This is a genomic window from Peribacillus glennii, assembly GCF_003429105.1.
GTDB classification, from domain to species: domain Bacteria; phylum Bacillota; class Bacilli; order Bacillales; family DSM-1321; genus Peribacillus; species Peribacillus glennii.
Genome location: NZ_QVTD01000013.1, coordinates 80,243 through 93,571, shown reverse-complemented (window position 1 = coordinate 93,571; position 13,329 = coordinate 80,243). Strand labels below are relative to the sequence as shown.

The 13,329-nt window shown below is 44.0% G+C and carries 12 protein-coding genes; 1 reads left to right on the top strand and 11 read right to left on the bottom strand.

All coding sequences use genetic code 11. From position 1 onward, the window contains the following. Positions 1 to 227: 227 nt before the first annotated feature. Positions 228 to 623, top strand: a complete 396-nt coding sequence (locus tag D0466_RS22310; RefSeq protein WP_158555938.1) for a hypothetical protein — start codon at positions 228 to 230, stop codon at positions 621 to 623. Positions 624 to 753: 130 nt separating this feature from the next. Here D0466_RS22310 and D0466_RS17550 read toward each other — a convergent pair whose 3' ends face one another. From D0466_RS17550 to D0466_RS17500, 11 genes are all read right to left on the bottom strand, one after another. Beyond that, positions 754 to 1,620, bottom strand: coding sequence for a 2-oxoacid:ferredoxin oxidoreductase subunit beta (locus D0466_RS17550; RefSeq protein WP_117323851.1), 867 nt, complete (start codon positions 1,618 to 1,620; stop codon positions 754 to 756). Then, positions 1,592 to 3,358 (bottom strand): 2-oxoacid:acceptor oxidoreductase subunit alpha, encoded by a 1,767-nt coding sequence (locus D0466_RS17545; protein ID WP_117323850.1) that lies wholly within the window; start codon positions 3,356 to 3,358, stop codon positions 1,592 to 1,594. Before D0466_RS17545 ends, D0466_RS17550 begins: the two co-directional genes overlap by 29 nt. 254 nt (positions 3,359 to 3,612) lie before the next feature. Beyond that, on the bottom strand, positions 3,613 to 4,533 hold the full coding sequence (locus D0466_RS17540) for a dipeptidase (RefSeq protein WP_117323849.1): 921 nt from the start codon (positions 4,531 to 4,533) through the stop codon (positions 3,613 to 3,615). A gap of 308 nt (positions 4,534 to 4,841) precedes the next feature. Continuing rightward, positions 4,842 to 5,102, bottom strand: coding sequence for a stage V sporulation protein SpoVS (gene spoVS, locus D0466_RS17535; protein ID WP_003181955.1), 261 nt, complete (start codon positions 5,100 to 5,102; stop codon positions 4,842 to 4,844). A 203-nt stretch (positions 5,103 to 5,305) separates the two neighbouring features. Beyond that, positions 5,306 to 6,103: a TIGR00282 family metallophosphoesterase gene (locus D0466_RS17530; RefSeq protein ID WP_117323848.1), complete on the bottom strand. Its 798-nt coding sequence runs from the start codon at positions 6,101 to 6,103 to the stop codon at positions 5,306 to 5,308. 304 nt (positions 6,104 to 6,407) lie between these two features. Continuing rightward, on the bottom strand, positions 6,408 to 7,970 hold the full coding sequence (gene rny / locus D0466_RS17525; protein ID WP_117323847.1) for a ribonuclease Y: 1,563 nt from the start codon (positions 7,968 to 7,970) through the stop codon (positions 6,408 to 6,410). A 261-nt stretch (positions 7,971 to 8,231) separates the two neighbouring features. Beyond that, positions 8,232 to 9,275, bottom strand: a complete 1,044-nt coding sequence (gene recA / locus D0466_RS17520) for a recombinase RecA (RefSeq protein WP_117323846.1) — start codon at positions 9,273 to 9,275, stop codon at positions 8,232 to 8,234. Between the two features lie 337 nt (positions 9,276 to 9,612). Further along, positions 9,613 to 10,851, bottom strand: a complete 1,239-nt coding sequence (locus D0466_RS17515) for a competence/damage-inducible protein A (RefSeq protein ID WP_117323845.1) — start codon at positions 10,849 to 10,851, stop codon at positions 9,613 to 9,615. 18 nt (positions 10,852 to 10,869) lie between these two features. After that, positions 10,870 to 11,454, bottom strand: a complete 585-nt coding sequence (gene pgsA / locus D0466_RS17510; RefSeq protein WP_117323844.1) for a CDP-diacylglycerol--glycerol-3-phosphate 3-phosphatidyltransferase — start codon at positions 11,452 to 11,454, stop codon at positions 10,870 to 10,872. A 78-nt stretch (positions 11,455 to 11,532) separates the two neighbouring features. Then, the gene (locus tag D0466_RS17505) at positions 11,533 to 12,441 is read right to left on the bottom strand and encodes a helix-turn-helix domain-containing protein (RefSeq protein WP_325048737.1); all 909 of its coding nucleotides are present in this window, start codon (positions 12,439 to 12,441) and stop codon (positions 11,533 to 11,535) included. 8 nt (positions 12,442 to 12,449) lie between these two features. After that, on the bottom strand, positions 12,450 to 13,244 hold the full coding sequence (locus D0466_RS17500; RefSeq protein WP_233522689.1) for a DUF3388 domain-containing protein: 795 nt from the start codon (positions 13,242 to 13,244) through the stop codon (positions 12,450 to 12,452). Positions 13,245 to 13,329: the final 85 nt, after the last annotated feature.

Below are 13,329 nucleotides of genomic sequence, written 5' to 3'. Positions count from 1 at the left end.
ATGTACACTCTCCCTTACCAGGATGAGATTATTCTTTCTGTAATAAATCATATTCCCGGAAGTTTCGGTTTGGAATGTGCGTTTGAATAAAAATTCAGAAAAGATGGACATAGTCCTATGCAGCTTGTCATTTGATACATACAATATCTTGGTAAATCAATTCCATTGTAAAAGAGGTGATATGATGGCGAAAAAAAGGCAAAGCAAGAAAAAACGAAATATATTTGATGACTGTTGTGACTGTGATTGTGATTGCGGAAATAATTATAATGACTATGATGAGGAAAAAAAGGAAGAATCCCACAAAGAAGACCGCCCTTGCAAGGGCTTGTTTGGAGGATGTCTGGATTCTAACAACAATGATGATAATTACAATGAAGAAGGCAATGAAGATAATCGGAACAAAGATGATGACAACCACAGCAATAGCAATAACAATAGTAATAATCGCAGCAGAAACTCTTTCAGCATCCGGAATAGAAGCAATGTTAATAGCCGCAGCAACAACAACAATGATACAAGGAACGGCCGAAAAAATGAGAATGAGAACAGACACAACAGACGTCGCGGTTTTAATTGGTTCTGAAGCGTCCGCGCGCCCTGACTGTGTTTTTCGGGCATAAAAAGATCCGGCTCCAATCCCTGCCGGATCTTTTCATCGTGTTCATTCTTAACACTAGCTGTAATTTTTACATAAGCTGGACTAACAATTTTGAATTTTACAGTCAATATTGTTATGTTTTGCTTAGGACATTACATAAATTCTGAAGCGAGTTTATCAAAGCTTTCCTGGCTTAGCTGCAGTTCTGCTTTAGTAAGAGATTCTTCCGCATAGCCTGGGATTAGTTCCTGATAGGACTGACGATCTTTATTTTGGTAAATGATGCCTGTTACCAAGCCATCATGTTCCATCACTGTTTGCATGGCCATTTCCCGGTTCGTAGAGTCATAGCCTTCAATAGTTGCAAGCTTCGTTAAGTTCTCCTTAAACCAGTCATACGTATTGATTTTATTATACGTTACGCAAGGGCTGAATACATTGATGAAAGAAAAGCCTTTATGCTGGATTCCAGCTTCAATGATGGCAGTTAAATCTTTCAGGTCCGTTGAAAAACTTTGAGCCACGAAAGTTGCTCCTGCTGACAATGCCAATTCCATTGGAGAAATCGCCTGCTCAATAGAGCCATCGGGAGTTGATTTCGTCTTAAATCCTGCTGCCGATCTCGGGGAAGTCTGCCCCTTTGTCAATCCATAAATTTGGTTATCCATCACAATATAGGTAATATCGATATTGCGGCGGATAGCGTGTATGGTATGTCCCATTCCAATCGCGAATCCATCCCCGTCCCCGCCAGAGGCAATGACAGTCAGCTCGCGGTTCGCCATTTTGACACCCTGGGCGATTGGAAGCGACCGGCCATGGATTCCATGGAACCCGTAGGATTTAATATAGCCGGAAATACGTCCTGAACAGCCAATCCCTGAAACAACGGCAAGTCCTTCCGGTTCAAGGCCGACATTGGCAGCAGCACGCTGAATCGCAGCCTGGACGGAAAAGTCGCCGCAACCTGGGCACCAGTTTGGTTTTACATTATTGCGGAACTCTTTGAATGTAGCCATTTTCGACCAACTCCTTGCATTGGGAATGTATTTCATGCGGCAAGAACGGATTTCCGTCATATTTAAGGATGCTCTTAATCTTCTTTACATTGCCCACATTCATTTTGATAATGTTGGCTAATTGCCCTGTGGCATTATTTTCAATTACCACCACATTTTTGGCAGCGTCCACAAACGGATGAATTTCGTCAGCAGGGAACGGATGGATCAAGCGGATGTGCGTGTGATTCACTTTGATGCCATCTGCCTCCAATCTGGCCATAGCTTCTTCAATGACCCCGCGGGTAGAGATGAAGCCAATGATCAGAAGGTCTGCTTCTTCATGTGGAGCATTTTTATAAACCGGGTTTTTAAAAGAAATCTGCTCAATTTTCCTCATGCGTTTATCCATTTGTGCTTTACGGTTCCCTGCAGATTCGGACGGCTTTCCTGTTTCGTCGTGCTCAACGCCTGTTACATGGAATATGCCGTTTGCTGTTCCAGGCAATACACGAGGAGATATCCCGTCTTCCGTCACTTCATAACGCTTGAAGTATTCACCGTTTTCCAATGCAGGAAGCTCCCCGGTAACCAGCTTGCCACGCCTGATTTCAACCTTGCTGTAATCAAGTGGCTCAACAGTCTGTTTACCAAGCGACAGCTGCAGGTCTGACAATACGATGACCGGGCATTGGTATTCTTCCGCTAAGTTGAACGCTTCTGCTGTATCGTAAAATGCTTCTTCCACCGTGCTTGGTGCCATGACAATTTTCGGGATTTCGCCGTGCGTGCCGTAAATCATAGCCATAAGGTCAGACTGTTCCTGTTTTGTAGGAAGACCGGTAGACGGGCCCCCGCGTTGTGTATCAACAATAACAAGCGGCGTTTCGGTAATGCCGGAAAGCCCGATCGCTTCCATCTTCAGGGATAGGCCAGGGCCTGCCGATGCAGTAAGCGCACGGATCCCGCCATAGTTTGCCCCAATTGCCATCGTTGCAGCGGCGATCTCATCTTCTGTCTGGATCACAGTGCCTCCAAGGGCAGGAAGCTTTTTAATTAAATATTCCATGATTTCGGATGCTGGGGTAATCGGATAAGCTGCCATAAATCGGCAGCCGCCTGCAAGTGCCCCTAAGGCGATCGCATCATTGCCAATCATGAATAATCTCTTTTTGCCATCCGCTTTTTCAAGTTTCATAGCGCCTACTTTGTCGCCGAGCTTTTCTATCATATATTCATAGCCTGCTTTAATTGCATCCATGTTTTTCTGAACAATCTGCTCGCCTTTACGGCCAAAAATTTCCCCGACTACTTCGGAAAATACATTGATATCCAGTTCAAGAACGGCACTGGATGCCCCTACAGCTACCATGTTTTTCATAAGGGATGTTCCAAGGTCAGCCGCTATTTCAGTAAATGGCACAGCATACATTGCCGCTTTCGCATCTTCCGGACGTACGGGGTTAAACTTGGCATCTGCAATGATGATTCCGCCACCATGAAGCTCTTTATAGTTAACGTCAATCGTCTCCTGGTCAAATGCTACAAGAATATCCAAGTCGTCGGAGATGGATCGTGTTTGCGCAGTGCTGACACGAATTTTGTTGTTGGTATGCCCTCCTTTTATACGAGATGAGAAATGACGGTATCCATACAAGTAGTAGCCTAACCTGTTGAGGGCAATGCTGAAAATTTCCCCCGTGCTTTCAATACCTTCCCCTTGTTGCCCTCCAACTTTCCACGAAAGTTGATTGATCATGTTTTACACCCCTCCAGATACGGTTAATATATTATTCTCTCGTGAAAACTACTAATGAGACACCTCTCTTAATAAATGGAAACAACCAAATATGTATAAATATACGCTCATTTTATCAAAGGAAAGGTGTACTAAACGCTTTCAATTCTAGACCTAAACCCTTAAAAAAGCAACCCTTTGCAAACAATAATTACCAGTTTCAGAGACAATTTTTTGTATATTTCGATAATTTCCCAGGAACAGTGGAAGCTTAATTATACCGGGAATCTAGATGTGAAATTTTCAAACAAAATTCCTCTTACAAAATCTTCAGTATAATGTTTTTGCAGCTCTTCTATCAGATTCCCATAGTCTTTATAAGATGATAGATTATCGACAGTCTGGGCAATGCCGTCAAAGTCAGAACCGAGGCCAATATGCTTCGCACCGCCCAAACCGGCTATGTAATCAATTTGATTAAGTACGTCCCTGATGCCTGCACTTGGTTTTTGCGTTAAAAATTGCGGAACGAAGGTGACCCCGATTACACCGTTCTTTTTAATCAATGCTCTAATTTGGGCATCTTTAAGATTTCGGGGATGCGGACAAATACTGTGGACATTCGAATGGGACGCGATTGGAAATTCAGCCAATTCAAGAGTGTCCCAGAACGAACTCTCAGACAAGTGGGAAACATCACACCACACAGATTGCTTATTCAACTGTTTTACCACTTGTTCCCCAAATACGGTCAGGCCTCCAGCCCGTTTTTCCATTGCGCCATTAGCTACCCGATTGGCGAAGTTCCACGTCAAACCAACGGCCGATACACCCAATCGAAGCAAGGTTTTCAGCTTTACTAAATCATCCCCGATGCAATCACAGCCTTCCAATGTTAAAACAGCACCGATTTCCCCTTCTCCAAGCGCCTCAATATCCTTTTTGCAGGTTACATGCTTTATACCGGGATGCGCCAGGATTTTTTCATAGAACAAATCAACCATAGCAAGCGCTGCCGGGAACCTTGCATCAGGATGGATTTCCTCCGGGACATAAATCGCAAAGCATTGGACCTTGCTGCCTGCAGCTTTTAGCGATTGATAATTAATATGAAGGCTTTCATCATATGAAAATGGGATAGATGGATCAAGAAACAATTTCATCAGAACATCACAATGAGCATCAAAGATTTTCATTCATTTCAATCCTTTCGCTGCAACTTTTATCGTAATAATCATATATATATTATTCCTGTTTGGAAACCTTCAATTAACAGCCTCTGTCATGATAGAGGGGATTCAGGACAGGAAAACACACCATTCCTTAACCTTGTAGAAAACTCGCTGATTTGCGAGGCTTTATAAAGGCGAAGACAGAAGGATGTGGCGGTACCTCCCTGTGTTCGGCTTTATGCAGGTAATAAAGTTTATACTTTCTTACCTGCCAAAAAAAGAACCTGTCTGCAAAAACGCAAACAGGAACACCCGATCAGTGCATCAGCCAATTATCTCGGCTCAACAATAAGCTTAATGGCCGTTCGTTCTTCTCCATCAATCTGGATATCTGTAAAGGCAGGAATACAAATCAAGTCCACTCCACTAGGTGCCACAAACCCTCTTGCGATTGCTACTGCCTTGACGGCTTGGTTTAACGCACCGGCACCGATTGCCTGGATTTCGGCCGCTCCTCTTTCTCTTAACACTCCGGCCAGTGCGCCTGCTACAGAATTAGGATTAGATTTTGCTGAAACCTTTAATATTTCCATCCCTAGTCCTCCTTGTTTTCCCTTACCCATTGGAAATTAGGTTCAATAGGTATATCTCTTTCCATTGTTACTATATTCAGAGAATAAACCCTATATGACAATTTCATCCGGGACTTGTCTAGAAAAAGGGAAAGGATAGGAGCTTTTTAGAATTTAGAAGCCAATATTAGGGTCATGAGGAAACCCCTCAGAAAACCTGGGTTTTACGAAAAAAACGGATGGTCATCATTTATCAGGATGCGATCGATTTTTCGTGACTTGCCTGTTTGTTCATCAATATCGAGTAAAACTGCACTTAAAATAGTTCTCCCGGTTTTCGGGACCTCAAAGCGAACAGGCAGGCTTGTCAAGAACCGATGGATGACCGCTTCACGTTCCATGCCTAATATTCCATCATAAGGGCCAGTCATCCCAACATCTGAAAGAAATGCCGTACCGTTTGGAAGGATCCTGTTATCCGCAGTTTGGACATGGGTATGGGTTCCGACGACAGCGGATACCTTACCATCAAGGTACCATCCCATAGCCTGTTTTTCGCTTGTGGCTTCTCCATGGAAATCAACAAAAATCATCGGCGTCCTTTTCCTTGCCTGTTTGGCCAGTTCATCCGCTTTAGCAAACGGACAGTCGAGAGGAGGCATGAACGTGCGGCCCTGAAGATTGATAATCGCAATCTCATATTGGTTCCATTTCAAAAACTTTAATCCCTCGCCGGGTGTCTCCGCCGGGAAATTTGCAGGCCGTACCAGGTATTTCGCTTTATCAACAAACTCAAAAATATCCCGATTATCCCATGCATGGTTGCCCAGTGTTACCGCCTGTGCTCCCCATTCCAAAAACTCACGATAAATTTTTTCAGTTATGCCGCGTCCGGCGGCAGAATTTTCCCCATTTACTACTGTAATATGCGGCCGGTATTTTTCCTTAATCCTTGGAAGGTATTCCTTCAGCATTTCTCTGCCGGGTGAACCGACTACATCTCCAACAAAAAGCAATTTCATTATAGGTTCCTTTCTAACTAGCCAATCCTTAAGGCGGACTTTTTTGGGGAGGTAAGAGAAGAGATAACTTTCTTACCTGCATAAAGCAGAACACAGACTAAGCACGCCACAATTCCTTATGTGTACGTCTGTGCCGCCCATCCAGCGCTTAACTACGCCTCTGTCTTCGCCTTTACAAAAGGCTTGCGAATCGGACTGTTTTTCATTAGCTTATGTATATATTGTAACATAATTCTTCAATGGGAGGCATTGCCGCTACACGGAGAAAGAGCATAAAAAAAAGCAAAGCGGTGAAAACACCACTTTACTTTGCATACTCCACAGCTCTCGTTTCACGGATGACCGTTACTTTGATATGGCCAGGGTAATCCAATTCTTCTTCAATGCGTTTACGGATATCCCTTGCAAGCCGATGTGCTTCCAGGTCATCAATTTGTTCGGGCTTTACCATGATTCGCACTTCACGTCCGGCTTGGATGGCAAATGATTTCTCCACGCCATCGTATGATTCAGAAATCTCTTCAAGCTTTTCCAGCCTTCGGATATAGTTTTCAAGCGTTTCGCTTCTTGCCCCAGGCCTTGCGGCTGAAAGTGCATCCGCTGCGGCGACAAGGACGGCGATGATTGAAGTTGGTTCTGTATCACCGTGGTGGGAAGCTATACTGTTAATGACAACAGGATGCTCTTTGTACTTGGTTGCCAATTCAACGCCTATTTCCACATGGCTGCCTTCTACTTCATGGTCAATCGCTTTTCCGATATCATGGAGCAATCCGGCACGACGGGCGAGCGTTTCATCTTCACCAAGCTCCGCGGCAAGCAATCCGGATAGTTGGGCGACTTCCATTGAATGCTTTAAAACGTTTTGGCCATAGCTCGTACGGAACTTCAAGCGGCCAAGAATTTTTATAAGATCCGGATGGAGCCCGTGAACACCAACCTCAAAAGTGGTTTGTTCACCTATTTCGCGGATATGTTCATCCACTTCGCGCCTTGCTTTATCAACCATCTCTTCGATGCGTGCGGGATGGATACGGCCGTCCTGTACAAGCTTATCAAGCGCTAAACGTGCAGTTTCACGCCTGATGGGATCGAATCCTGACAGGATAACAGCTTCCGGCGTATCATCGATGATAAGATCAATACCGGTAAGCGTCTCCAAAGTACGGATATTTCGCCCTTCACGCCCGATAATCCGGCCTTTCATCTCATCGTTTGGCAGGTTGACCACAGAAACAGTCGTTTCCGCAACATGGTCTGCCGCACATCTCTGGATGGCAAGTGAAAGCAATTCTTTTGCTTTCTTGTCAGCTTCCTCTTTCGCACGATTTTCGCTTTCTTTAATCATCACTGCGGTATCGTGAGTCAGCTCTTTCTCTAGACGGTCAAGAATGATTGCTTTTGCCTCTTCACGCGTCAAGCCGGAAATACGCTCGAGTTCAGTTTGCTGCTTGCGAACCATCTCGTCCACTTTGCTTTCCATCTCTTCAATATGCTGTTGTCTTTGGTTCAGAGAATCCTCCTTTTTCTCCAAAAGTGTTTCACGTTTATCTAACGTTTCATCTTTACGGTCAAGGTTCTCTTCTTTTTGCAATAATCGATTTTCTTGTTTTTGTAATTCAGTTCTTCGTTCCCGAACCTCTCGTTCTGCATCGGTACGAATCTTATGAATTTCATCCTTTGCTTCCAATAGGGCTTCCTTTTTGGCTGCCTCGGCTTCACGTTTTGCATCTTCTATAATTTGTTCCGCTGAGTTTTTCGCCCCTGCTATTTTGTTTTGGGATACAGACTTACTTACAAAATAGCCAACAACTGCACCGACGATTAGGCCAAGCAAAATGGAGATGATTACTGTAATGGGTTCCATCGTTTCACCTCCCCTTGCTATGAACTTGTTACTAAAGGTCTGTCGGCATGTACATTGTACATCACTTCAATATACAGCACTTTGCTTTTCAAAATTTCAGTTTGAAAAAATGTAAAATATACATATTAATTGTATAGTTGTGATTTTTTATTGTCAAGGGTTTGTCCTTTTTGTGATTTGAATAATCGAAAGATAATTTTTATTGCACCAATACGAAAAAAGGGTAGGCAGAAAAAAGCCTGCCCACCCCATCTTGTTCCATTAATCCAGCAATTCGAATTCCTCTTGGTCCTTTGAATCTTCAGGAGCGATATGCTCTCCGTCCAAATTGTAATGGTCGCGTATTTTCTGCATAATCTCTAAACGGAGCTCTTCATTTTCCTTTAAGAACAGCTTCGCGTTCTCACGTCCTTGCCCGAGACGTTCATCATTATAGGAATACCATGAACCGCTTTTCTGGATGATATCCAATTCAGAGCCCATATCAATGATTTCACCTTCGCGTGAAATTCCTTCCCCGTACATGATATCCACTTCCGCAGTACGGAAAGGAGGTGCAACCTTGTTCTTCACGATCTTGATTTTTGTCTTATTCCCGACAACATCATTTCCCTGCTTTAACTGCTCAGCGCGGCGGACTTCAAGCCGCACAGAAGAGTAGAATTTAAGCGCGCGCCCGCCTGGCGTTGTTTCGGGATTGCCAAACATGACACCAATCTTTTCACGGATTTGGTTAATGAAGATTGCTATCGTGTTAGATTTATTGATGGCACCGGAAAGCTTTCTGAGGGCTTGTGACATCAACCTTGCCTGAAGGCCTACATGTGAATCTCCCATCTCCCCTTCGATTTCCGCTTTAGGCACCAGGGCAGCAACAGAGTCAATAACAATAATATCGACAGCGCCGCTGCGGACCAAAGCTTCGGCAATTTCAAGCGCCTGCTCTCCTGTGTCCGGTTGTGAAAGTAGCAATTCATCGATATTGACACCCAGCTTTTGGGAATAGGCCGGGTCAAGCGCATGTTCAACATCAATAAAAGCCGCCTGGCCGCCCCTGGCCTGGACTTCTGCAATCGCATGTAAAGAAACCGTTGTCTTACCTGAACTCTCAGGGCCATAAATCTCAATAATTCTTCCGCGCGGATATCCGCCAACTCCAAGTGCAACATCCAATGCTACAGAGCCGCTCGGCACTGTTGAAACTCTCCGGTCTGATTGTTCACCGAGCTTCATGATGGAACCTTTGCCGAATTGCTTTTCAATTTGCTTTAATGCCATTTCTAACGCCGCTTGACGATCACTCACTAGGGTTTTCCTCCTCTATGTTCAACTAATCGGTATACCTGATTAGGCTAATATCATTTTGATAGATTTCATTGTCTCGTCTCAAAACCTATCTCTACTATATACTTTTTTCACGGGTTTGCCAAGCAAAAAATCGAACATCCATTCGTTTTTTTTATCATCGGCTAAGCTCCGAAACCATCTGTTTTCCCAATGGAATCTAATCTTTTATAGAGGTTAATGCATAATAAAGCGATATTTTATTGATTTGTCTGTCAATTTGTCATGGTAATCATAAGAAATGTCTGATTATGAAATAAAAAGCTGGGTTGGCAATCCGCCGGCCCAGCATACACGACTATTGAGTTAAATGCCGAAGCAGGTAGTGGCAACCGTATTTAACGCTCCGAATCCGGTTTTGTGCTCTGCTCCCCACCAGATTTAACCGTTCCGATTTCGTCTCCCCATTTCGGAAGGAGATGCCGATGAATACGGTTCCGACAGGCTTGCCTTCTTGTTCATCAGGGCCTGCTACCCCTGTAAAGCTGATGCCGACCTCAGCGTCCAGAAGCTCCCTGGCATGTTGCGCCATTTCCATTGCGCACTGGCTGCTGACAACACCATGCTCGGATATCGTTTTATCGCTGACTTTTAGCACATTAGCTTTTACATCATTCGTATAAGAAACAATCCCGCCTTTAAAGACTTTCCCCGCACCAGGAATGGTTGTGAGATATTCCTGGAACATACCCCCGGTCAGGCTTTCTGCAGCTGAAATTGTCAAATTCCTTACCGTCAACTCTTTAACGAGCTCCTTCACCAAAGAAGTGTCATTGCTGCCATAATAATATTGGCCTACGCGTTCCAGGATTTCCTTTTCCGCTTCCGCAATCATTTCTTCACATTTTTCCCGTGAAGAATGCTTGGCGGTGATCCTTAAGGTAACTTCACCATCCGAAGCAAGCGGAGCAATTGTCGGATTAGTCTGGTTTTCAAGCAAATCATCAATCTTTGTTTCAAGGAGCGATTCCCCTATGCCAAAGAACCGAAGTACCTTAGATTCAATCCTGTCATGCGACTTAAGTTTGTTCATGATGCTTTTAAAGCCGTAGCTTAAAAACATCGGTTCCATTTCTTTAGGCGGCCCGGGCAGCAGCATATAGGTTATTCCCTTTATCGTTACCACCATCCCCGGCGCCATTCCATGGTCGTTTGGCAGCACTTGGGCACCTTCCAATACCAGGGCTTGTTTCTTGTTGTTTTCGGTCATTTCACGCCCCGTTTTGCGAAAGTATTCCTGGATGGAATGTAAAGCCTCTTCATCATAAACAAGCTTCTTGCCAAGCTGGCGGGAAATCGTTTCCTTTGTAAGATCATCTTTCGTTGGTCCCAGGCCTCCGGTAAAGATAATCAGGTTAGCCCTCGATTCAGCGATTTCAATGGCAGCTGCAAGGCGTTTATCATTATCGCCTACAACGGTATGGTAAAAAACGTTCACACCCATTTCCGCAAACTTCCGGGATAAAAATTGCGCATTCGTATTCACAATTTGCCCAAGCAGCAGTTCAGACCCTACCGCAATAATTTCAGCATCCATCGCACACCCTCCGTCCATTTATTTCGAATTAATAAAAACCTGCTTATTTTTCGCAAAATAGTCCCATCCTGACCAAACGGTAAAGACTAAGGCAATCCACAAAGCTATATTCGCAAATGGAAAGGAAATCAAGGAAAACGGCAGATTATGCAGCAGCAAAGCCGAAATGGCAATGATTTGGGTCCATGTTTTTATTTTGCCTAGCATGTTCGCGGCCACTACTTCCCCGGTGCCCGCGAGCACTAGCCGTAGGCCGGTTACCGCAAACTCACGGCTTATAATGGCAATGACAATCCATGATTGGCCATAAACAAGATCCAAATCAACCAAAACGATTAACGCAGCTGAAACGAGAAGCTTATCCGCCAAAGGATCAAGGAATTTTCCCAGGTTGGTGACAAGATTCAGCTTTCGTGCATAGTAGCCGTCTACCCAATCGGTTGTAGCAGCGATGATAAATAACAAGGCCCCGATAACATGTGCTACCGGAATGGAGTCTTCTCCGAGGTTCCACTCTCCCCAATTGAAAGGGACCAGCATTAGTATTAAAAACAATGGGATCAAAAAAATCCTTGATACAGTAATTTTATTAGGTAAATTCACAGACGCAACCTCCAAATCGTACACGCTTGTACGAAAGATTTAAATGAACAAAGAGAAAAATAGCCACCTTAAAGATGACTATTTGGCTTTGGCAAATTGAATGGTTATATTCTGGGTAACCGTTTGAGTAGGCGAAATCGCATATTCCAGTTTCTGTCCATTTACAAATACTTCGGTATCGGCTGCATTCCCAATAATGATTACTGCCTCTTTTTCATTCGTAAAATCGATTTCCTGGCTTTGATTTTCCTTGAGAGTATTCTGGAAGAAGGACTTTCCGCTGCCATTTTTTATGTTTACCCATGTTGCCCCCGTAGATGAAACCTTTAAAGTGAATTTTTCGGCATTTTTCAGCTTGTAGGTGCTGTTTTTTCCGCTGGAGCTTACGGATGCAAGTTCCTGTTCTTTTTTAGGTTTTTCCGGTTTTGCCTTCTTTGCCGGGCTTTCTTGTTGTTCTGTTGTTTCTTCTTTATTGCCGGATTTTTCATCCTTTTTGTCGTTAGTCAGTGGAGAGTCTTTTCTTTCCTCATAAGCTACCTTTTCATCTGGCGTTTCTTCCTTTGCCTTGTCATCTGATGCATTGAAATTCTTTGCAATCAGAATATAAATCAAGACGGCGGCTCCCAGGATGAAAATGCCGGCCAGTATTTTAGGGAATAACTCCATGGCTTTAGAATTTCCCGAAGGAACTGTCTTTCTTGATTGCACCCTGGAAAGCTTGGCAGGCAGCTCCTCATTGGCAATACTCGGCACATCATTTTTGTACTGGTCGAAAATCTCTTCAGCAGGAAGGCCGACCGCTTCACAGTATTGCTTAATAAACGCACGCACATAAAACTTGCCTGGCATCATGTCATAATTTCCTTCTTCAATGCCAATCAAGTAACGCTTCTGGATTTTTGTTGCTTCCTGTAAATCATCTAAACTCATGCCCTTCGCTTCACGGGCTTCTTTAAGCCTGTTTCCTAGTTCAGTCAAAAAAACCACCTGCCATCTTAAAAATCAAATGAACCAAAATCCGAAGCCGAAAATTGATCATTCTGGTCTACAACTTCATATGTAATTTCCTCATCGGGATTATTCCGGAGCTCAATGATATAATCAAAATCATCCAGCGTATATTCTGTATTTTGGACGAAAACATCCGGGTGCTCGACAACCTTGACTGAATTTAATCGCATGATTTCACGGACCAGCTGCCAGTGGCGCTCGTTTGCCCTTCTGGTAGAAACGATTCCGTCAAGAATAAAAAGATTGTCATCGCTGTATTCATCTTCAATCAACTGGCTTCGAATCGTCTGCTTCAGCAAAGTTGAAGAAACAAACAGCCACCGTTTATTGGCACAGACGCTTGCTGCCACTACCGATTCTGTTTTTCCTACACGGGGCATGCCTCGGATGCCGATTAATTTATGCCCTTCCTGCTTGAACAGCTCGGCCATGAAGTCTACTAATAAGCCAAGTTCATCCCGTACAAACCTGAATGTTTTCTTATCATCAGCATCCCGTTGTATATAGCGGCCATGGCGGACCGCAAGGATGTCGCGCAGTTTAGGCTCGCGCAATTTAGTCACTTTTATCGTATCCATCGTCTGCAGGATTGATTCAAACCTTTCGATATTCCTGCTGTCCTTTGTCAATAGCAGCAAGCCGCGCCTGCCCTCATCGACGCCATTTATCGTCACTATATTAATAGATAGCATACCTAGCAATGAAGAAATATCGCCTAATAATCCCGGGCGGTTTTTTTGAATTTCATATTCGAAATACCATTCTTTGCTTTCTTCCAACACTCCAACCTCCCCGGCGACAAATTCCGGCATTTTCCGCGAGGTCAGGGAAAAATAAAGGCTGTTAAAACAAAGCCTGTCCTGC

What these genes read in the sequence shown, in the direction of transcription:
- D0466_RS17545 (WP_117323850.1), bottom strand. Translation starts at nt 3,358, where the DNA reads ATGATCAATCAACTTTCGTGGAAAGTTGGAGGGCAACAAGGGGAAGGT.
- D0466_RS17540 (WP_117323849.1), bottom strand. Translation starts at nt 4,533, where the DNA reads ATGAAAATCTTTGATGCTCATTGTGATGTTCTGATGAAATTGTTTCTT.
- D0466_RS17530 (WP_117323848.1), bottom strand. Translation starts at nt 6,103, where the DNA reads ATGAAATTGCTTTTTGTTGGAGATGTAGTCGGTTCACCCGGCAGAGAA.
- D0466_RS17515 (WP_117323845.1), bottom strand. Translation starts at nt 10,851, where the DNA reads ATGGATGCTGAAATTATTGCGGTAGGGTCTGAACTGCTGCTTGGGCAA.
- D0466_RS22310 (WP_158555938.1), top strand. Translation starts at nt 228, where the DNA reads ATGACTGTTGTGACTGTGATTGTGATTGCGGAAATAATTATAATGACT.
- spoVS (WP_003181955.1), bottom strand. Translation starts at nt 5,102, where the DNA reads ATGGAAATATTAAAGGTTTCAGCAAAATCTAATCCTAATTCTGTAGCA.
- rny (WP_117323847.1), bottom strand. Translation starts at nt 7,970, where the DNA reads ATGGAACCCATTACAGTAATCATCTCCATTTTGCTTGGCCTAATCGTC.
- D0466_RS17550 (WP_117323851.1), bottom strand. Translation starts at nt 1,620, where the DNA reads ATGGCTACATTCAAAGAGTTCCGCAATAATGTAAAACCAAACTGGTGC.